General features: G+C 73.7%; 15 protein-coding genes. 7 read left to right on the top strand and 8 right to left on the bottom strand.

The window, feature by feature from the left end:
* Positions 1-592: 592 nt before the first annotated feature.
* On the top strand, positions 593-2005 hold the full coding sequence (locus OHS81_RS31535; protein WP_443058793.1) for an MFS transporter: 1413 nt from the start codon (positions 593-595) through the stop codon (positions 2003-2005).
* 171 nt (positions 2006-2176) lie between these two features.
* Here the strand turns inward: OHS81_RS31535 and OHS81_RS31530 are convergent, their stop codons facing one another.
* The 3 genes from OHS81_RS31530 to OHS81_RS31520 all read right to left on the bottom strand — a co-directional run bounded on the left by OHS81_RS31530 (position 2177) and on the right by OHS81_RS31520 (position 5606).
* On the bottom strand, positions 2177-2371 hold the full coding sequence (locus OHS81_RS31530) for a CsbD family protein (protein ID WP_328388870.1): 195 nt from the start codon (positions 2369-2371) through the stop codon (positions 2177-2179).
* Positions 2372-2503: 132 nt separating this feature from the next.
* A complete protein-coding gene (locus OHS81_RS31525; RefSeq protein WP_328388868.1) occupies positions 2504-4696 on the bottom strand; it encodes a helix-turn-helix domain-containing protein in 2193 nt (730 codons plus the stop codon).
* Between the two features lie 115 nt (positions 4697-4811).
* A complete protein-coding gene (locus OHS81_RS31520; protein ID WP_328388866.1) occupies positions 4812-5606 on the bottom strand; it encodes a 3-hydroxybutyrate dehydrogenase in 795 nt (264 codons plus the stop codon).
* 278 nt (positions 5607-5884) lie between these two features.
* Between OHS81_RS31520 and OHS81_RS31515 the strand changes: the two genes are divergently transcribed.
* Positions 5885-6463, top strand: a complete 579-nt coding sequence (locus OHS81_RS31515) for a hypothetical protein (RefSeq protein WP_328388864.1) — start codon at positions 5885-5887, stop codon at positions 6461-6463.
* 94 nt (positions 6464-6557) lie between these two features.
* Here the strand turns inward: OHS81_RS31515 and OHS81_RS31510 are convergent, their stop codons facing one another.
* From OHS81_RS31510 to OHS81_RS31500, 3 genes are all read right to left on the bottom strand, one after another.
* A complete protein-coding gene (locus tag OHS81_RS31510; protein WP_328388862.1) occupies positions 6558-7079 on the bottom strand; it encodes an NUDIX hydrolase in 522 nt (173 codons plus the stop codon).
* 124 nt (positions 7080-7203) lie between these two features.
* The gene (locus tag OHS81_RS31505; RefSeq protein ID WP_328388860.1) at positions 7204-7821 is read right to left on the bottom strand and encodes a hypothetical protein; all 618 of its coding nucleotides are present in this window, start codon (positions 7819-7821) and stop codon (positions 7204-7206) included.
* Positions 7822-7925: 104 nt separating this feature from the next.
* Positions 7926-8774, bottom strand: a complete 849-nt coding sequence (locus OHS81_RS31500; RefSeq protein ID WP_328388858.1) for a glutamate racemase — start codon at positions 8772-8774, stop codon at positions 7926-7928.
* 191 nt (positions 8775-8965) lie between these two features.
* Between OHS81_RS31500 and OHS81_RS31495 the strand changes: the two genes are divergently transcribed.
* The gene (locus tag OHS81_RS31495; RefSeq protein ID WP_328391547.1) at positions 8966-10114 is read left to right on the top strand and encodes a glycosyltransferase; all 1149 of its coding nucleotides are present in this window, start codon (positions 8966-8968) and stop codon (positions 10112-10114) included.
* A gap of 21 nt (positions 10115-10135) precedes the next feature.
* Here OHS81_RS31495 and OHS81_RS31490 read toward each other — a convergent pair whose 3' ends face one another.
* On the bottom strand, positions 10136-10951 hold the full coding sequence (locus OHS81_RS31490) for a TerD family protein (protein ID WP_328388856.1): 816 nt from the start codon (positions 10949-10951) through the stop codon (positions 10136-10138).
* A gap of 246 nt (positions 10952-11197) precedes the next feature.
* Here OHS81_RS31490 and OHS81_RS31485 point away from each other — a divergent pair, with 246 nt between their 5' ends.
* The 4 genes from OHS81_RS31485 to OHS81_RS31470 all read left to right on the top strand — a co-directional run bounded on the left by OHS81_RS31485 (position 11198) and on the right by OHS81_RS31470 (position 15922).
* Positions 11198-11680, top strand: a complete 483-nt coding sequence (locus tag OHS81_RS31485; RefSeq protein WP_328388854.1) for a DUF6643 family protein — start codon at positions 11198-11200, stop codon at positions 11678-11680.
* A 47-nt stretch (positions 11681-11727) separates the two neighbouring features.
* Positions 11728-12552: an MOSC domain-containing protein gene (locus OHS81_RS31480; RefSeq protein ID WP_328388852.1), complete on the top strand. Its 825-nt coding sequence runs from the start codon at positions 11728-11730 to the stop codon at positions 12550-12552.
* Between the two features lie 172 nt (positions 12553-12724).
* Positions 12725-13318, top strand: a complete 594-nt coding sequence (locus OHS81_RS31475; RefSeq protein WP_328388850.1) for an Rv1733c family protein — start codon at positions 12725-12727, stop codon at positions 13316-13318.
* Positions 13319-13486: 168 nt separating this feature from the next.
* The gene (locus tag OHS81_RS31470) at positions 13487-15922 is read left to right on the top strand and encodes a right-handed parallel beta-helix repeat-containing protein (protein ID WP_328388848.1); all 2436 of its coding nucleotides are present in this window, start codon (positions 13487-13489) and stop codon (positions 15920-15922) included.
* Here OHS81_RS31470 and OHS81_RS31465 read toward each other — a convergent pair.
* Positions 15892-18450 carry a hypothetical protein gene (locus tag OHS81_RS31465; RefSeq protein WP_443058792.1) on the bottom strand — a complete coding sequence of 853 codons (2559 nt, stop codon included), beginning with the start codon at positions 18448-18450 and terminating at the stop codon, positions 15892-15894. The two genes, OHS81_RS31470 and OHS81_RS31465, sit on opposite strands and share 31 nt — an antisense overlap.
* Positions 18451-18607 lie beyond the last annotated feature (157 nt).

Raw genomic sequence — 18607 nt, 5'->3', positions numbered from 1 at the left:
GAGGCAGTCAACATCCACATTTCGGAAGGTAATTGTCCTGCAATCAGTTCTGTATCCCCAGCGCCACAGTGGCCAAGGATTTCCTGCCCAGGACTTGACGGCAGGTGGCAGATACCAAAGGTCAATTTCTCTGCATCAACTGTCTTTTGCGCAGGTGTCCATATATCTGCCGAGGGCTTGCCGGTTCCGGGCGAAGGTGGTCAAAGGCAGGGCCGGCAGAGCCTGAAGGAGCGGGACGTGTTCTGCTCCTTCACGTGGTGAGCGGCGAGGTGTGCAGCTCCGGGGCGCGTGCGTCGTAGGCCAGTTCAGGGCGTACGGGGCCGGGCCGGGGGGGCCACCCGTGCAACACCTGCACTTTGCGTGAACGGCGGCCCGGGAGCTGCGTACCCGCAGACACCCCGGCACTACGACGCCCGATCTGCAGCCCACGGCCGAGTTCGACCTGCTCAGTCAGCACGCGGCGCCTCCATGGTGGGCACGCGTACGTCAACGCCCAGAACTATGGTGCCCCACCACATACGCCTCTGACCTGGGCATTCCTACGGTGTGGCGACACGAAAACGTGGCCGTCCAACGTCAGGAAGTGGTGTCGATGCCCGCAACCGCTCCCCCGCCACCCGCCGACCTCAAGCGCATCGTCGCTGCGAGCCTGATCGGTACCACCGTTGAGTGGTACGACTTCTTTCTCTACGGGTCTGCCGCGGCGCTGGTGTTCAACAAGCTGTTCTTTCCCGGTTCCGATCCGCTCGTCGGGACCCTGTTGTCGTTTTTGACCTACGCGGTGGGCTTTGCGGCGCGGCCCCTCGGGGCCTTGGTGTTCGGGCATTACGGGGACCGGCTGGGGCGTAAGAAACTGCTGGTGCTGAGCCTGCTGATGATGGGTGGCGCGACGTTCGGGATCGGGTTGCTGCCGACGCATGCGACGGTCGGCACCGCGGCGCCGGTGCTGCTGACCGTGCTGCGGCTGGTCCAGGGATTCGCGCTGGGCGGTGAGTGGGGCGGCGCGGTGCTGCTGGTGTCGGAGCACGGTGACGCACGGCGGCGCGGATTCTGGGCGTCCTGGCCGCAAACCGGCGCACCCGCAGGGCAGTTGCTGGCCACCGGCGTGCTGTCGGTCATGACGGCGGTGTTGTCGGATGCGGCGTTCGCGTCCTGGGGGTGGCGGGTGCCGTTCCTGCTCTCGGGGGTGCTGGTGGTCGTGGGGCTGTGGGTCCGGCTCTCGGTGGATGAATCGCCGGTGTTCAAGGCCGCGTTGGCGAGCGCCGAGGAACGGCGGGCGGAGGGTGCAGCGGTGGAGAAGCTGCCGTTGGTGGCGGTGCTCGTCCACCACTGGCGGGATGTGCTGATCGCGATGGGCGCACGGATGGCCGAGAACATCTCGTACTACGTGATCACGGCGTTTGTGCTCGTCTATGCCACCGTGCACACCGGGCTGTCGCAGCAGACCGCCCTCCACGCCGTATTGATCGCTTCCGCGCTGCACTTCGCGGTCATCCCTGCCTGGGGCGCGCTCTCGGACCGGATCGGGCGCCGGCCCGTCTACCTCCTGGGCGCGGTCGGTGTCGCCGTCTGGGCGTTCCCGTTCTTCGCGCTGGTGGACTCCCGCCAGTTCGGGCCGCTGCTGCTCGCGGTGAGCGTCGGGCTGGTCTTCCACGGTGCCATGTATGCGCCGCAGGCGGCCTTCTTCGCGGAGATGTTCGCGACCCGGATGCGGTACTCGGGCGCCTCGATCGGAGCCCAGTTCTCCTCGGTCGCGGCCGGCGCGCCCGCCCCGCTGATCGCGACCGCGCTGCTCGCCGACTTCGACAGCCCGACGCCGATCGCCCTGTATGTCATCGCCGCCGCCCTGCTGACGCTGCTCGCGGTGGGCGTGGCGCGCGAGACCCGCAGCCGGGATCTCACTGCGGTGGACGGCAGGGCGACGGCCGGTGCGCTCCGTGCGACGGGCACGGGCACGGGCACGGGAGCGGCGGAAGGCGGGGCGTCGTCGGCCGTACCGTCCTGAGGGGGCCGGCCCCTGGGGCCTGTCTTCACGGTCCCCTCGTTCGCCCGTAAGGCAGACGGGACCGTGAAGACAGGCCCCAGGGGCCGGGAACCTGATGTTCGGCGGGGGCGTGGCGGGCCCGGGGACGCTCCGGGAGACGGGGCAGCAGGTCCGCCACGCCCCCGCCGGGCGTCAGGAGTGGTTCTTGCCCTTCAGGGAGTCCTTCATCCCCTGCATGTTCTCCTTGGCGTTGCCCATCGCGCCCTTGGCCTTGCCCTTGGCCTCGTCCGTACGGCCTTCGCTCTTCAGGCGCTCGTCGCCCGTGATCTTGCCGGCCTTCTGCTTGGCCTTGCCCTTCATCTTGTCCATGGCGCCTTTGTCACCCATGACGAACTCCTCTGTGCGGTGGGAAGGGGGACAGCTTCGGCCACCACGCTGCCGCAGGTCGCGGCGGCGCGCACCCGGAGGCGGCTACCGGTACGGACCGGCCGCGGGCACGGCGCGGAGCACCGTGCCCGTCTACCCGCCGGTATCGCGCGCCACGGCGGAGGACAGCTGGTGCAGCCTCAGCGCCAGCTGGATTTCCAGGGCGCGTGCCGGGGTCTGCCATTCGGGGCCCAGCAGCCGGCTCACCCGCTCCAGACGCTGGGCGACGGTGTTCACATGGACATGCAGGGCGTCCTTGGTACGGGCCGGGCTCATCCCGCAGGCGAAGTAGGCGTCGAGGGTGCGCAGCAGCTCCGTCCCGCGGCGGGCGTCGTAGTCGGCGACCGCGCCCAGGGTGCGGTGGACGAAGCCGTCCACATCGCGGGTGTCGGCGAGCAGCAGGCCGAGGAAGCCGAAGTCGGCAGCGGCTGCGCCCTGGCCCGCCCGGCCCAGTACGCGCAGTGCCTCCCGGCAGCGCCGGGCCTCGGCGTAGGCGTCCGCGACCGCCGCGGGGCGGGCGGCGGGGGCCGGGACCGGGGCCGAGGCGCCGACCGTGACGGGCTGGTGCAGCGCGGCCCCGAGCCGGGCGGCGATCTCGCGGGCGGTGTGCGCCGGGTCCCCGTCGGGGCCGAGCGGCAGCAGCAGAACGGCGCCGCCGTCCCGTTCGGCGGCCAGTCCATGGCGGGTGGCAGCGAGATGGGAGGCCGCCGACCACAGGCGGCGGCGGTCGGCACCGTCGGGCGGGGAGGCCCGGTGGGGTGGCGAGGCGGCATCGGGCGGGGAGGCAGCGCCGGGCGGGGAGGCGGCCTGGGAAAGGGAGGCGGCGTCGCGGTCGGGTATCGCCGCTCCGTGCGCCGGGGGTGCGCTGTCTCCGTGCGCCGGGGGTGCAGCGTCGCCGTGCCCCGGTGGTGCACCGTCGGTCCGGGCCGCCAGGACGACATGCGGCGCACCGAGGTCCGCGCCGACCCGGGCCGCGCGCTCGCCGAGCAGACGGGGATCGCGGTCGGCGGCGTCCAGCATGTCGTCCAGCAGTTCGCCGCGCACGCGCTGTTCGGCCTCGCCGGCGGTCCGCCGGGCGAGCAGGAGCAGCGAGGTGACCATGGCGGCCCGCTCCAGGGTGCGCTGGTCGACCGGGTCGAGGGCCGGGTGACCGCGCAGGACGAGGGCGCCCAGGACCTCGCCGCCCGCCCCGACCGCCGCGACCCATTCGGTGCCCTCCCGTACGGCGTGGCCGTCGGCGCGCGAGCGGTCCAGTGCCGCGGCCGGTGCCCGGCCGGGATCGGCGAACTCGACCTCGCCGTGCAGGACTTCCGCCACCGCGTCCGCCACGTCCACGACCCCGCCGCCGCGCAGCACCAGTTCGGTCAGCCGGTCGTGGATGTCCGAGGCGCGCTCGATGGCCGAACTGCGGTCGCGGATGATCTCGTTGGCGGCCTCCAGTTCGGTGAGGGTCTTACGGGTCCCGGCGAGGAGGTTGGCGGTGTCGATCGCGACGGCGGCATGCGCCGCATGGGCGGCGAGCAGGGCGATCTGACCGTGTTCGAAGACCCGCTCGCGGCGGTCGGCGGCGAAGAGGACACCGATCACGCCGCTGCCGAGCATCAGCGGCACCCCGAGGATCGCCACCAGGCCCTCGTCGTGGACGCCCGAGTCGATGGTGCGGGTGTGCCGGAACCGCTCGTCGTGGAAGTAGCTGTCGGTGACGTACGGGCGGGCGGTCTGCGCGACCAGCCCGCCCAGGCCTTCGCCCATCCCGAGCCGCAGCTGCTGGAACCGCGCGGAGACCGAGCCGTCGGTGACCCGCATATAGGTGTCACCGGCGGCGGTGTCGTGGAGGGTGAGGTAGGCGACCTCGGTGCCCAGCAGGGACCGGGCCCGGCGCACGATCGCACGCAGCACCGCGTCGAGGTCGCGCAGCCCGGCCAGGTCGTGCGCGGTGGCGTAGAGCGCGGACAGCTCGGCCTCGCGCCGCCGGCGGTCCTCCAGCTCGGCGCGTACCCGCAGCGCGAGGAGCTTGGCCCGCTCCAGTGCGGCGAGCCGGCCGGCCGACGCGCCCTCGGCCCGGGCGCGCAGCACCGGCCGTTCGTAGTCCTCGGCGGGGGCGCCGGTGGCCAGGAGTTCGAGGAAGGGGTTCTCGGCCGGGGCGGGGGCGAGCGGGCCGGGTGCGGCGTGGCCGTGGCCGTAGGGACCGGGCGCTTGCGGACGTGCGTTTACGGGGCCGGGTGCCGGCGGGGGCGCGTCCACGGGCCCGGGGGGCGGCTCGGACGCAGGCTGATCGGTGGGCATGGTCACAGGGATACCTTCGGTGCGTCACGGTGCGCCAGCCTCCGCGGCCCGGGAACCGGGAGCCGCGCGCCGGGAACCGCGAGCCGGGCATCCGGGTACCGGCCGGGCGGGCCGCTCAGTGCGCGGTCCAGCCCCCGTCCATCACCAGTGAGGTGCCCGTCATGAAGGAGGCCTGCGGGGTGCAGAGGTAGGCGACGGCCTCGGCGACCTCCTCCGGTTCGAGCAGCCGCTTGAGGGCGGAGTCGGCGAGCAGGAGGCCGGCCAGTACGCGTTCCTCGGGGATGCCGTGCGCCGCGGCCTGGTCGGCGAGCTGCCGCTCGACGAGGGGGGTGCGGACATAGCCGGGGTTGAGGCAGTTGCTGGTGACGCCGTGTGCGGCGCCCTCCAGGGCGGCGGTCTTGGACAGCCCCTCAAGGCCGTGTTTGGCCGCGACGTAAGCGGACTTGAACGGGGACGCCCGCAGGCCGTGCACGGACGAGATGTTGACGACACGGCCCCAGCCCTGCGCGTACATATGGGGCAGCGCGCCCCGCAGCAGCCGGAAGGGCGCCTCCAGCATGACGGTCAGCACCTGGCGGAAGACCTCGGGCGGGAACTCTTCGATGGGTCGGACGAGCTGGAGGCCCGCGTTGTTGACGAGCAGATCGGTGCCGGCCGCGGCCCGTTCGGCCGCGTCCAGATCGGTGAGGTCCAGCGGCCGGGGTTCGATGCTGCCGCGGGCGCCGTCCGGGTGGGCCGCCACGAGGCCGGCCAGGCCGTCGGCGTCCCGGTCGAGCGCGCGAACCGTGGCGCCGGCCGCCGCCAGCCGCAGGGCGCAGGCGCGTCCGATGCCGCTGGCCGCGCCGGTGACGAGCGCGGTGCGGCCGTCGAGGTCGAGGGATACCGGGCCTGGGGTGCCGATCACGGTCATGTCCGCACCCTAGGCAGCGGACGGGTCCGCCTCCGATGTGGCCCGGCGCCATACTTCGCGGGACTGAAGTGGCGGCGGTCCACGTCAGACCTGGTGCCCGCCACCGCCCGCACCCGGCATGACGGGCCGCGCGTCGCCGTTCCCGGCGCCCGCCCGCTTCACCCGATCGGCCGCCCCGGATCGCCGGACCCCCGGTGGGACCCTAGCGTCGTACGACGCAGCGTGCCGTCTGCGCACCGCCGCCCCATCCGCGCACCGCCGCCCCGAGGGAGACCGACATGCGGAGGCTCATCGCCGTGCCGACGGTGCTGCTCGCCCTGGCCGCGGCGGGCTGCGGTGACGCGGAGAACGACCGGAGCCCGACGGCCGCGGCATCGTCCGCCGCGGGCAACGGTCCGGCACCGGGCGGAACTCCGGACGAGGGCGCCGGCTCCGCCTCCCCCACCATCCCCGGGCAGCCGATGGACTGCGGCGAGCTCCCCGACGCGCTGGGCAAGGCAGGAGACGTCGTCCTCTATGCGGATCCCGGGGCCGGCGGCACCGTGGGCTGCGACGAGGCCCGCCGGGTGATGTCCGAGTTCTTCGTGCGGGCGCCACACGAGGCCCGGGACGACCGGGGCACCCTGGCCGTCCGGGGCTGGTTCTGCCAGTACGAGAGCGGCCCCACCGGCACCTGGATCACGACCTGCCGCAAGGACAAGCGGGAGATGCACACCGAGGAGCCGGCCGATCAGCCCTCCGCCCCGGGGCACTCCCGGGAACCCGGCGGACCGGACGGCCCCGACGGATCCCAGCTGCCGTCGATTCCCGGTGAACCCTCCGCTCCGATGGACGATCCGTCGACGGAGGAGCTGTAGGCCCCCTCCGGCCACCGGAGCCGCTGTCGGGCTCTCCCCGCCGGAGGAAGGAATCCAGGGACCCCTGACCCGAGACGGACCGGAGCCGGATTCCTCAGGGCTGGGGCTTCTCCGGCTCCGCCGCCGTCTCCGGTTCCGCCGCCGACTCCATCGTGTGGAACCACGTCGGCCCGGCCTCCAGCGCCCGCTTGATGCGGGTCAGTGCGTACTCCTCGAGCTCCGGCAGGGCGTCCACGGCGAACCAGCCCACGTCCAGCGACTCGTCGTCATTGACCTTCGCCTCGCCGCCGACCGCCCGGCAGCGCAGCGTCACGTCCATGAACTGGCAGACATCGCCATTGGGGTACCGGGTGGGCGGCATGGTCTCGACGAGGACGACGCCCTCGGCCACGACCCGCACCGCGGTCTCTTCGTAGACCTCACGCATCGCGGTCTCGGCGGGCTGTTCGCCGGGCTCGGGGATGCCGCCGATCACCGACCAGCCACCGGTGTCGACCCGCTTGCCCAGCAGGACGCGGCCCTGGTCGTCGAAGACGACGGCGCTCACCCCGGGCAGCCAGAGCAGCTGCCGGCCGATGGAGTTCCGGAGGTCACGGATGAATTCGGGGGTAGCCATGCTCCGACCCTACGGGACGTCCCTGACGGTCCCCTGGTCCCGGGGACGCCTCAGGTGCGGTCCCGGGGCGAGCCGCGTGCAGTGCCGGGGAGGGACGGGACCGCGTGCCCGGCCCGCTCGGTGTTCAGGCGCCCGCCGGGGTCCCCTTGCGCGGCCGCAGCCGGCCCCGGATGGCCCGGACGGCGCCTTCCGCGTCATCGACGGTGACGGTGAAGTCGCGTCCGTCGCCGAGCCGCACCACCACCCCCTCTCCGCGGCGGACGACCACCGCCGTGCCCTGCTCGGGGCGCCAGCGGTAGCCCCAGCCGCCCCAGTGGCGTGGGGTGACCTGGGGGGTGAAATCGGCGCCGACGACGGTGTCGAGGGGGATCCGGCGGCGGGGCACCCCTATATGGCCGCACCGCACCTCCAGGCAGTCCTTGTCGATGCGCACCGCGACATGGACGTAGGCGAGCGTGCCGAAGAGCACCAGCAGGCCGACCGCGACACAGCCGACCACCGACATCACCAGGGGCGCGAGGCCCGCGGTCCAGTTGCTGTCGACGGCGAGCTCGATGCCCAGCGCGAGACAGCCCGCACCGACCGCGGCCAGCAGCCACTGGATGCGGTTGGTGGCACTGCCGTGCCAGACCTCGGGGATCTCCGCGTGGGAGCCGCCGGTGGGGCGCGCTCCGCTGTCGGCGCCCTCGGCCGTGCCGGAGTCGTCGGGGGCTGCTGCCCCCTCGTGGGGGTGGTCCCTCATGAGACGCAGCGTACGCGTCTTTGCACGCTACGGCAGCGCGTCGGACGGCCGTTCACGGCCCGGATTGCGGTGCCGCCGACATCGTGGCCGGCGCCATGCCGGCGTCAGCGGCGGGCGGCCGCGGCGACCCCGTCGGCGGCCGGGACGCCCTCGTCCGGGGTCCCCGGGGCGATGTCCGTACGGCCCTGGGCGAGCAGCCGGCCCTCGGCGAAGGTGAGCGCCTCGGCCGGCAGTCCGGCGGGGCGGCCGCTGAGGATCACGCTCAGGGCGCCGGTCGGGGCGGCCGCCGGCGCCGGCTCGGCACCGATGCGGCGCAGCGCCTGGGCGGCGACCGCCTCGGCGGAGCCGTGCAGGACGAGAGCGGGGGCAGCGGGCTGCTGGAGCGCGGCGCGGATCCGCTCGGCGACCAGTTCGTAGTGGGTGCAGCCCAGGACGACGCTGCGCACGTCGCGCGGGGTGCGCTGCGCGGCGGCCGCGATGGCGTCGTCGATCGCGGCCTCGTCGGCGGCCTGGACCGCGTCGGCGAGCCCCGGGCACGGCACCCCGGTGACCTCCACGCCCTGCCCGAACCGCTCGATCAGATCCCGCTGGTAGGGGCTGCCGGTGGTCGCGGGGGTGGCCCAGATGGCGACCGGGCCGCCGCCGGCTGCCGCGGGCTTGATGGCCGGGACGGTGCCGATGACCGGGACATGGGGTTCCAGTTCGGCGCGGAGCGCCGGCAACGCGTGCACGGAGGCGGTGTTGCAGGCGACGATCAGGGCGTCGGGGCGGTGGGCGGCGGCGGAGCGGGCCACCGCCAGTGCGTGTGCGGTGACGTCCTCGGGGGTGCGGGGGCCCCAGGGCATACCGTCGGGATCGGAGGAGAGGACCAGATCGGCGTCCGGCCGCAGTCGCCGCATGGCGGCGGCCGCCGCGAGCAGCCCGGTCCCGGAGTCCATCAGCGCGATCTTCACCCGGACACTTTACTCAGTCGCGCGTCCGGCTTGTCATACCGGGCGCGGCGGGCGGCACGCCGGGGCATCGGGCGGGCGGAGGCCCGGGCGGGCGGCCCGCCGGGTCCTCCGGCCCGGACCGGGTTCCGTGACACCGTCCCGATCACCGGTGCGCGCCGGTCGGGGTGCGGCAGACTGCGGCCGTGAGCGCGATGGAGTGGATCGGTGCCGGGTCGCTGCTGGCCTGGGTGTGGCTGCCGCTGGGGCAGGGCTTCTTCTGGCGGACGGACGTCCGGCTCCCGGAACGCCGGGATCCACAGCGCTGGCCGTCGGTCGCGGTGGTGGTCCCGGCGCGGGACGAGGCCGCGGTGCTGCCGGACAGCCTGCCGTCGCTGCTCGGGCAGAAGTACCCGGGCCGGGCGGAAGTGTTCCTGGTCGACGACGGCAGTACGGACGGGACCGGCGCACTGGCCCGGGAGCTGGCCGCCGCGCGCGGGGGGCTGCCGCTCACGGTGTCCTCGCCCGGCGAGCCCGAGCCCGGGTGGACGGGGAAGCTGTGGGCCGTACGCCAGGGGATCGCACTGGCGCGGGAGCGTGTCGCGCCGGAGTACCTGCTGCTGACCGATGCGGATATCGCGCACGAGCCGGACAGTCTGCGGGAGTTGGTGGCGGCGGCGCGGTCGGCGGACCTGGATGTGGTGTCACAGATGGCGCGGCTGCGGGTGGTGACCTTCTGGGAGCGGCTGATCGTGCCGGCCTTCGTGTACTTCTTCGGGCAGCTGTACCCCTTCCGGTGGGTCAACCGGCCCGGGACACGGACCGCGGCGGCGGCCGGTGGCTGTGTGCTGCTGCGGCGGGAGGCGGCGGAGCGGGCCGGCATCCCGGAGGCGATCCGGCATGCGGTGATCGACGATGTGGCGCTGGCCTGTGCGGTGCAGCGCTCCGGCGGCACGGTATGGCTGGGGCTTGCGGACCGGGTGGAGAGCGTGCGGCCGTATCCGCGGTTGGCCGGGCTGTGGCGGATGGTCTCGCGCAGCGCCTACGCCCAACTGCTGCACCGGCCGCTGCTGCTGCTCGGCACGGTCCTCGGTCTTGCGCTGGTGTATCTGGCGCCGCCCGGCACGCTGGTGGCCGGACTGGCCGACGGCGATACGACGGCCGCCGCGCTCGGCGGGGCGGCCTGGGCGGTGATGTGCGGGACGTATCTGCCGATGCTGCGCTACTACGGGCAGCGGCCGTGGTGGGCACCGCTGCTGCCCTTCACCGCGCTGCTGTATCTGCTGATGACCGTGGACTCGGCGGTTCAGCACTACCGGGGGCGCGGTGCGGCCTGGAAGGGGCGGACGTATCCGGCGCCCTGAGCGGCGCCCCGGGTGCCGCCGTCATTTGCGGGCCGGTGACCAGTCCAGGCCCCAGCCGTAGGCGTGATCGACGGTGCGCTGCGAGCTGACGCCGGGCTCGGGGACGAGGTAGCGGGACTCGCGCTGGACGACGCGTTCGCTGCCGGTGTGGGCGCCCATGGCCTGCACCGCCTTGCGGCCGAGCGTCTTGCCGAGCCGCTTGCCCGCCGAGCCGCCGCTCCAGTTGAGGTTCACCCGCATCGCCCCGGAGGTGCCGCCCTGCTTCGTCAAGAAGACCGCGGGGGCGTCCTTCGTGAGGGTGACTTTTGTCAGACGAACGGGAGGGGCCGGCGGTGCAGGCGCGGGCTGCCCCGGCGGGGGCGGAACGGACGCCGCCGGCTGCCCCGTCGGCAACGGCGGCGCGGGGGCCAAAGGCGGGGACATGGGCGGCAGTGCCATCGGGGACGCGGGCGTCACAGGCGGGTACCGGGCGATCTCGGCGCCGCTCGCCGCGTCCAGCACCCGGATGTGCAGCCCGGGGACGCTCCCGAAGGGGCCGCCGTCGGCGGAGGCGGCCAGCACCACCGTGTCGACGGAGGGTTCGACCGAGGCCAGGGCGACGGTGAGGGAGGCGGTCATCGCGCCGCCGGCCGGGCGCTTGCCCTCATGGCGTACGGCGCCGGAGGCGTGCGCGGCCTGGTGGCAGAAGACGAAGTCTCCGTCGTCGCGGACCTTTCCGGACACCAGAAGCAGGGCGGAGGCGTCCACGTCCGGTGTCCCCGGGGCGCTCTCCCGGCCCAGTTCCACCCGGACCTCCGGGGCCGGGACCGGAACATTGCCGCCCTTGAGCATCGACATCGCCGCGCCTTCCGCTCGTCCGCCGCGCCCCCTCTCCGGTGGCCTCGCCAACCTACTTGGCCCGAACCGCTCCGAACGCCCCTTGTTCACCTGCGAGAAGCGGGGTCTTTACACGATCCCTACGGGCGATCGCGACCGATTTCCGCAAGTTCGCTCCCATTGGTGCTCCAGAGCCGCTCCGAACACGCAAAACAACCCTCTTTCCAGGCTCCCCAATCGGCACATCGTGGGCTTAACTTATGAGGTATGACCTCCCCCCGCTCTACCTACGGCGGCTACTACGCTTCGCCCTCCTTCCCGGACACCCCGATCTACGACAGCCTCGTCGCCGAACGTGGTACGCCGCAGATCGCCCCGATCCGGGTGAACCCCTCCCCTTACGAGACGGGTTCGTCCTATTTGCCGGCGCTCCCGTCGTCGCTGCCGGCCCTTCCGGCCGCGCCCTCCCACCCGTCGCCCGCGCAGGGCTATCCGGGTGCTGCCGCGCAGCCGGTCGCTCCGCTGCAGCAGACTCCGGCGCCGTACATCCCGCAGCAGGCGGGCGGCCGCGGCTATCAGTCCCAGCAGCAGACGGGCGGCCGCGGCTACCCGTCACAGCAACAGCAGCAGCCCCAGCGCCCGCCCATGGGCACGGGGTACGAGGCGATGCGGCCGGCCGCTCCGGTCGCGCCCCGGCCTGCCTCGCCGTACGACGACCCGTACGGCCGGCAGTATCCGCGCGGGTACTGACCCGGCCGGTCGGTCAACCGTCCCAGGCCGCTGGCAGGATGGACGGCATGCCGAAGCCTGCGCTCCAGTCGATCCGTCTCTACCCGGTCAAAGCGCTGGCGGGGCCCGGTCCCGGCGAGGCGGTCGTGGAGCCGTGGGGGCTCGCCGGGGACCGACGCTGGATGCTGGTGGACGCGGCAGGCAGGATGATCACCCAACGGCAGCAGCGGACGCTCGCGTTGGCGCACGCCGAGGCACTGCCGGGCGGCGGCCTGCGGTGCACCGCGCCCGGAAGGGAGCCGCTGACGGTCGAGGTGCCCGTCTCCGGGGAGACGGTCCCGGTCGAGGTCTGGAAGGACGAGGTCGAGGCGGTGCCCGCCGGCCCGGCGGCGGCCGCGTGGTTCGGCGGGTATCTCGGCGCCGAGTGCCGGCTGGTGTATCTGGACGCCCCGGAGAAGCGCCGCCCCCTCACCCCGGACTGGGGAGCGCCCGGTGACACGGTCACTTTCGCCGACGGTTTCCCGCTGCTGCTGACGACCACCTCGTCGCTGGACGCCCTCAACTCCCTTGTCGCGCAGGGTGATCACGCCGACGAGGGGCCGCTGCCCATGAACCGTTTCCGGCCCAATGTGGTGGTGGACGGCACCGCCCCCTGGGCGGAGGACGACTGGCGGCGGGTCCGCATCGGCACGGTGGTCTTCGAGGCGGCCGAGCCCAGCGCCCGCTGCGTGGTCACCACCACCGACCAGTGCACCGCCGAGCGCGGCAAGGAGCCGCTGCGCACCCTCGCCCGGCATCGCCGCTTCGGCGACCGGCTGGTCTTCGGCCGCAATCTGATCCCCCGCGGGGTCGGCACGATCCGTGTCGGCGACCCGTTCGAAATCCTCGGCTGACGGGCTCGTACGGCCGTTCGCCGTAGCCGCGCCGGGCAGCCCCCGGACATGCGCCATACGTCCGGTTGTCGCTCTTTGTACGGGGTGAAATTGCTCGCTCTTCGCAGAACTCTCGCGTGGACCACCCCTGATGAGGTATCCACGGACACGGAGAGGGGGCACGATGCGAGCGATGAGTGGTGTATGGCGCTGGCGGCGCAATCCGCTGCGGCGCCGGACCGATCGGATCGAGGCCTGGGTGGCGCTGGCCGCCGCCGTGCTGATCGTCCTCGGGGCGACCTCCGTGGGCTGGTCCGCCGGACGGACCGCACACGGCGCGCTGCTGACGACCGTACGGATACAGCACCAGCAGCGGCATCTGGAGTGGGTCACGGTCGACCGGCTGATCTCCCGGACCCCGCTGGACCCCGATCCCGAGACCTCGTCGCAGCGCGATGCGCACCGCCGGGTCCTCGCCCGCTGGACGGCCCCGGACGGCAGTGCGCACCTCGGGCAGCTCGCCGCTCCGCGCCCGGTGGAGACCGGTGAGCGGTTCCGGATCTGGACGGACGGCCGCGGCCGGGTGGTGCCGCGGCCGATGGACGCCGACACGGCGGCTACGCATGCGGTGCTGGCCGGTCTGGGCACCGCGGCCGGTGTCGGCATGATGATCGAGGGTGCCCGGCGGATGGTCGTCTGGCAGCTGATGGTGCGTCGCTTCCGCCGCTGGGACGAGGAGTGGGAGCGCGCCGGACAGGACTGGGGCCGGGCCGGCGCGGGGAGTTGACCAGGTCGCCTTCCGGGGCGCCTGACCGTGTCAACTGCCGCCCGCCGGGCGCGCTACGGTGGTGGCGCCAGCCTCTCGGCTGGGGCCCCGCAGACCGGAAAGCGGACATCCGCGGACGGATGGTGCCGGGCCGACAACAGCCACACGAGGTGGGGGCACGACAGCGCCATGGCACAGGGCTCGGTCCAGGTGACGCACTCCGGAACGTCGCGTTGGCGACGCCGCACGGGGGAGTACAGCTCGCTCGCCGCCGCCCTGGAGGCCGCCGGGGACGGTGATGTGCTGACCGTCCCGGCCGGTACCTACCGCGAGAATCTGGTGCTGGTGCGCGCGGTGACCCTGCGCGGCCCGGACGGGGCACGCGGGTCGGTGCGGATCGCCCCGGCCGACGGCGTGGCGCTGACGGTGCGCGCCTCGGCCACCGTCCACGATCTGCATCTGGAGGCGACGGACTCCGCCTCGCCCGCGCTGCTGGTGGAGGACGGCGCCCCGGAGCTGACCGGTCTGCGGGTGGTGACCCGCTCGGCGTCCGGGATCGAGGTCCGCGGGGGTGCCCGCCCGACGGTGCGGCGCTGCACGGTCGACAACGCGGGCGGGGTGGGCATCAGCGTCCTGGACGGCGCGGGCGGCCTCTTCGAGGAGTGCGAGGTGATGGCCGCCGGGCAGACCGGGGTGGCGGTGCGCGGCGGGGCCCATCCGCGGCTGGAGAACTGCCGAATCCACCATGCCTCGGGCGCCGGCCTGTCGGTCAACGGCGAGGGCAGCGCGGTCGAGGCGGTGGGCTGCGAGCTGTACGAGATCAAGGGCGCCGGGATCCAGGTGGCCTCGCGGGCCACCGGCCACCTCACCGACTGCACGGTGCACCGCACCTCCGCCGACGGCGTCACCCTGGACACCGATGCGGTGCTCACGCTCGCCGACTGCGACATCCACGACGTCCCGGAGAACGCGGTCGATCTGCGGTCGCGTTCGGTGCTGACGCTGACCCGCAGCACGGTGCGGCACTTCGGACGCAACGGTCTGTCCGTATGGGACCCGGGCACGCGGGTGGACGCCAACCAGTGCGAGATCCATGACAGTACGGGCGACTATCCGGCGGTATGGGTCAGTGACGGCGCCACCGCCCTGCTGGACTCGACCCGGGTGCACGATGTGCCGGACGCCCTGTTCGTGCTGGACCGGGGTTCCCGCGCCGATGTCGTGGACTGCGACCTCGCCCAGGTCCGCAACACCGCGGTGTCGGTGAGCGACGGGGCGACCGTGCAGCTGGACGACTGCCGGATCCGGGACGCGGCGACCGGTGCGTGGTTCCGCGACCACGGCAGCGGCGGCACGCTCGCCAACTGCACCATCGACGGGGCGCAGACCGGGGTGATCGTCACCAAGGGCGCGGACCCCACCATCGAGGGCTGCACGGTCAGTTCACCGGCCGAGGCCGGCTTCTACGTCTCCGCGGAGGGCCGCGGCACCTTCCACGGCTGCCGGGTCACCGGGAGTTCGGGGTTCGGCTTCCATGTGATCGACGGCTGCCGTACGGCGCTGACCCGGTGCCGTACGGAGCGGTGTGCGCGCGGCGGCTACGAGTTCGCCGAGGGCGGCGCGGGAGCGGGCGACGGGCCGACGGTCCAGGACTGCACCAGCGACGAGAGCCGCGCCGTGCAGACGCCGGCCGCCGGGGCGGTGACGCCCCCCGCGGTGCAGCAGACCACGCAGACGGCAGGGCTGCTGGGCAACGTCCCGGCACAGCTCCCGCCGCCCGCTGCCCCGGCCGCCCCGGAACCGGCCGTCAGCAGCCGGCCCTCCGACGAGGTGCTGGGTGAGCTGGACACCCTGGTGGGGCTGGAGAGCGTCAAGCGTGAGGTGCGCAGCCTGATCAACATGATCGAGGTGGGACGCCGGAGGCAGGAGGCGGGCCTGAAGGCCGCATCCGTCCGCCGCCATCTGGTGTTCACCGGCTCCCCCGGCACCGGCAAGACCACCGTGGCGCGGCTGTACGGCGAGATCCTGGCGTCCCTGGCGGTGCTGGAACGCGGGCATCTGGTCGAGGTGTCCCGGGTGGACCTGGTCGGCGAGCACATCGGGTCGACGGCGATCCGCACCCAGGAGGCGTTCGACCGGGCGCGCGGCGGAGTGCTGTTCATCGACGAGGCCTACGCCCTCTCCCCCGAGGACTCCGGACGGGACTTCGGGCGGGAGGCCATCGACACCCTGGTGAAGCTGATGGAGGACCACCGGGAGGCCGTGGTGGTCATCGTGGCGGGCTACACCGCCGAGATGGAGCGCTTCCTGGCGGTCAACCCCGGCGTGGCGTCCCGTTTCTCCCGCACCGTCACCTTCGGCGACTACGCGCCCGAGGAATTGCTGCGGATCGTCGAGCAGCAGGGCGAGGAGCAGGAGTACCGCCTCGCCGAGGGGACCGGCGAGGCGTTGCTGAAGTACTTCACGGCGCTGCCCAAGGGGCCGTCGTTCGGCAACGGCCGAACCGCACGGCAGACCTTCGAGGCGATGGTCGAGCGGCACGCGGGGCGGGTGGCGGAGCTGGCCGCCCCGAGCACCGACGACCTCTCCCTGCTCTACCCGGACGATCTGCCCGAACTCCCCTGAGCGGGACGGCCGTCGGCACGGTCGCCGGGGGAGTCGCCGGCAGCGTGACGGCCCGGGCAGTCGTCGGTGCCGCCGCGTCCCGTGCTGTCTTCGGCACTGCCGCGTCCCGTGCAGTCGTCGGCGGGCCGCTGCCCCGGCAGGTCGGGACCGAGCCGGGCGATCAGCTCGGCGCGCACCCGGCCGAAGACCGGGTCCGCCTGGTAGTCGCCGTGGCCCAGGATCTGGGCGGGCAGCGGGTTCTGCAGGGTCCGGCCGAAGGCCAGCGGGTCGCGCAGCGGCCCCTCGTCGATCCGGCGGCCGTCGTCGCAGGTGAGCCGGATCGGGCCGCCGATGGGGTCGGTGAAGCGCCACAGGTTGCGCCAGTCGTCCATCTGGCGGTGCAGCCCGGTCAGTGCGGGCGGCCCGAAGAAGGCGGGGAACCAGCGTCCGTAGAGCCGTTCCAGGGGACTGCCGTACGTCAGCAGCGCGACCCGGCTGCGGGTGACCAGGTCCAGCTGCCAGACGGCGGCGGCCGCCAGCACGCTCCCCTGGGAGTGCCCGGAGAGCACCAGCCGGCCGTCGAACCGCTCGGTCCAGGTGGCCATCCGCCAGGTGAGGTCGGGGACGGCGCGCTCGGCGTAGCAGGGCGGTGCGAAGGGGTGGGCGGCGCGCGGCCAGAACGTACCGACGTCCCAGAGGATGCCGATGGTGCGGCGCGCCGAGTGGTCGCGGTAGGCGCGCCGGCCCATGGTGATCAGCAGTATGACGCCGGCGCTCATCAGCCAGGAGCCCAGGGATTCCGCGGTCTCGGCGGCGGCGTGCACGACCGGCGGCCAGCCTTCGGTGGCCCGGCCCGGCGCCCGGTCGCTGAGCCAGGCGCCGGCCACCGCGCCGGCGCCGAGGACGAGGGTGACGGCGGCGGTGGCCGCGACCAGGACCGGTGCGGAGTCGGTGAGTCCGGCGCCGGCGATGGTGCCCGCGATCCGCTTCGTACGGCGCTCGTCGGGATGCTCGCCCGGGTCGTAGAGCCCGGGGACGTCCTTGGCCACCCGGCCGCCGACGATCACCACGCGGACGGCGGCGAGCACGACGACGATCGCGACGACGACCAGCAGTACGGGGATGACCGAGGCCTGCCAGGACAGCAGCACCGGCGGTCCGGGGATGGGCGCGTGGTCCTGGCCGGGGGTCGCCCCGCCGTCCAGCCAGTCCGCGAAGCGCTGGGCCACTCCCCCGGACAGCACCCCGCCGACCGCACAGGCCAGCAGGGCGACGGCGGGCCCGCCCATGCCGCGCAGGGCGCTGCGCGTGTCGTCGCGGACGGCACGCTGCAGGACCCAGGCGGTCAGCGCCAGCGCGAGGACCAACAGGCCCTGGAGGACGGCGATACCGCCGAAGGCGGCGGCGCCGGGCAGCGCGCCGTGGCTGTGGGATGCGGGGCGCGCCCAGCCGGTGTGCACCACGATCAGCGCCAGCACGCCGAGGGAGGCGAACGGCAGCGCCCGCACGACCAGATGGTCGGACTCGTCGTCCGGTACGGCCTCGCTGCGGGCGGTGCGCCACACGACCACGACGGTGGCGGCCGCGAGCAGAATGACCACAGCGGTCAGGGTCCGGCCGGTGACCGCGAGGGCGGTGCCGCCGCCCTCGTGCCCGTCGGCCTGTGCGCCGGCGGCGAGGAGTACCGCGGCGATGGTCAGCACGCCGGCCGTGGTGTGGGCGGCGCGCAGCCGGGCGACCAGCCGACGGCCGTACCAGAAGCCGTCGAGGCTGAGCGCGGTGCGTTCGCCGACCGGGGTGTCGCGGGAGGTGCCGGGCATCCGGGGCGGCGGCGAGGCGGACTCGTAGGCGCTCCAGGTGCGGCGCGAGAGCCACCACAGGAAGCCGATGACGAGCAGCGGCACCATGGAGGCGAGCGCGAGACGGCGGCCCGGGGCGCTCCACCAGCCGGAGTTGTCCGGGCTGAGGAAGCCCATCCAGGATTTGCCGGCGGCGCAGACGGTGGTGCCGGCGCACTGCCAGGCCGTGAGGTCGAGGGCGACCTCACAGGCCGCGGCGGCGAGCAGGACGGTGAGGGTGAGGGCGAGGATGCGGACCAGCAGGTCGTAGAGCCGCTGGGCCGGGTGCTCGGGCGGGGCGGCCGGGCGCATCCAGTGGGCGAGGTTGGCGACCATGAAGGGCACCAGGAGCAGCCACAGGGCACGGGCTCCGTTGCCCGAGGTGAGGTTGGACCAGCAGTACGCCTCACGGACCGGCTCGCCGCGGTAGTCGTCGGGCCGCTGCTCGGCGTCCGCGTCGTCCGTGCGGCGGTAGCAGGCGGCGGTGTCGTCGCCGGTGATCAGCTGGACGCGTGGGTCGCCGAGCATCTCCTGTGCGGTGGTGCCGCCGACGCCGTGCACCAGCAGCTCCAGGGAGAGGTGCGGTGGTGCGGCGGGCGGCGGTCCGTCTGCGGTGCTCTCACGGTCCGTTGGACGCGCGTGCGGTGTCGGGTCCGCGGTCTCCACTGTTGTCCCCCGTAGTCGTGCTCGGACGTCGCGCTCGGACGTCATGCTCGGACGTCGTGCTCGGAGATCGTGCTCCGAGGTCGTGCCCCGTATGCGGTGCGGTGCGGCGCCGTGCGGTGCGGTGCGGCGGAGCGCGGTGCAGTGCGGCGGTGTGCCATGCGGCGCGGCGCCGGATACGCGCCCCCCCCGATTGTGTCTTCCC

It is taken from the genome of Streptomyces sp. NBC_00400 (assembly GCF_036048035.1).
Lineage (GTDB): Bacteria > Actinomycetota > Actinomycetes > Streptomycetales > Streptomycetaceae > Streptomyces.
The sequence above is the reverse complement of the archived record's forward strand: the minus strand, read 5'-3'. Positions and strand labels throughout refer to the sequence as shown.

What these genes read in the sequence shown, in the direction of transcription:
- OHS81_RS31535 (WP_443058793.1), top strand. Translation starts at nt 593, where the DNA reads ATGCCCGCAACCGCTCCCCCGCCACCCGCCGACCTCAAGCGCATCGTC.
- OHS81_RS31530 (WP_328388870.1), bottom strand. Translation starts at nt 2,371, where the DNA reads ATGGGTGACAAAGGCGCCATGGACAAGATGAAGGGCAAGGCCAAGCAG.
- OHS81_RS31525 (WP_328388868.1), bottom strand. Translation starts at nt 4,696, where the DNA reads ATGCCCACCGATCAGCCTGCGTCCGAGCCGCCCCCCGGGCCCGTGGAC.
- OHS81_RS31520 (WP_328388866.1), bottom strand. Translation starts at nt 5,606, where the DNA reads ATGACCGTGATCGGCACCCCAGGCCCGGTATCCCTCGACCTCGACGGC.
- OHS81_RS31515 (WP_328388864.1), top strand. Translation starts at nt 5,885, where the DNA reads ATGCGGAGGCTCATCGCCGTGCCGACGGTGCTGCTCGCCCTGGCCGCG.
- OHS81_RS31510 (WP_328388862.1), bottom strand. Translation starts at nt 7,079, where the DNA reads ATGGCTACCCCCGAATTCATCCGTGACCTCCGGAACTCCATCGGCCGG.
- OHS81_RS31505 (WP_328388860.1), bottom strand. Translation starts at nt 7,821, where the DNA reads ATGAGGGACCACCCCCACGAGGGGGCAGCAGCCCCCGACGACTCCGGC.
- OHS81_RS31495 (WP_328391547.1), top strand. Translation starts at nt 8,966, where the DNA reads ATGGAGTGGATCGGTGCCGGGTCGCTGCTGGCCTGGGTGTGGCTGCCG.
- OHS81_RS31490 (WP_328388856.1), bottom strand. Translation starts at nt 10,951, where the DNA reads ATGTCGATGCTCAAGGGCGGCAATGTTCCGGTCCCGGCCCCGGAGGTC.
- OHS81_RS31485 (WP_328388854.1), top strand. Translation starts at nt 11,198, where the DNA reads ATGACCTCCCCCCGCTCTACCTACGGCGGCTACTACGCTTCGCCCTCC.
- OHS81_RS31480 (WP_328388852.1), top strand. Translation starts at nt 11,728, where the DNA reads ATGCCGAAGCCTGCGCTCCAGTCGATCCGTCTCTACCCGGTCAAAGCG.
- OHS81_RS31475 (WP_328388850.1), top strand. Translation starts at nt 12,725, where the DNA reads ATGAGTGGTGTATGGCGCTGGCGGCGCAATCCGCTGCGGCGCCGGACC.
- OHS81_RS31470 (WP_328388848.1), top strand. Translation starts at nt 13,487, where the DNA reads ATGGCACAGGGCTCGGTCCAGGTGACGCACTCCGGAACGTCGCGTTGG.
- OHS81_RS31465 (WP_443058792.1), bottom strand. Translation starts at nt 18,450, where the DNA reads ATGACGTCCGAGCGCGACGTCCGAGCACGACTACGGGGGACAACAGTG.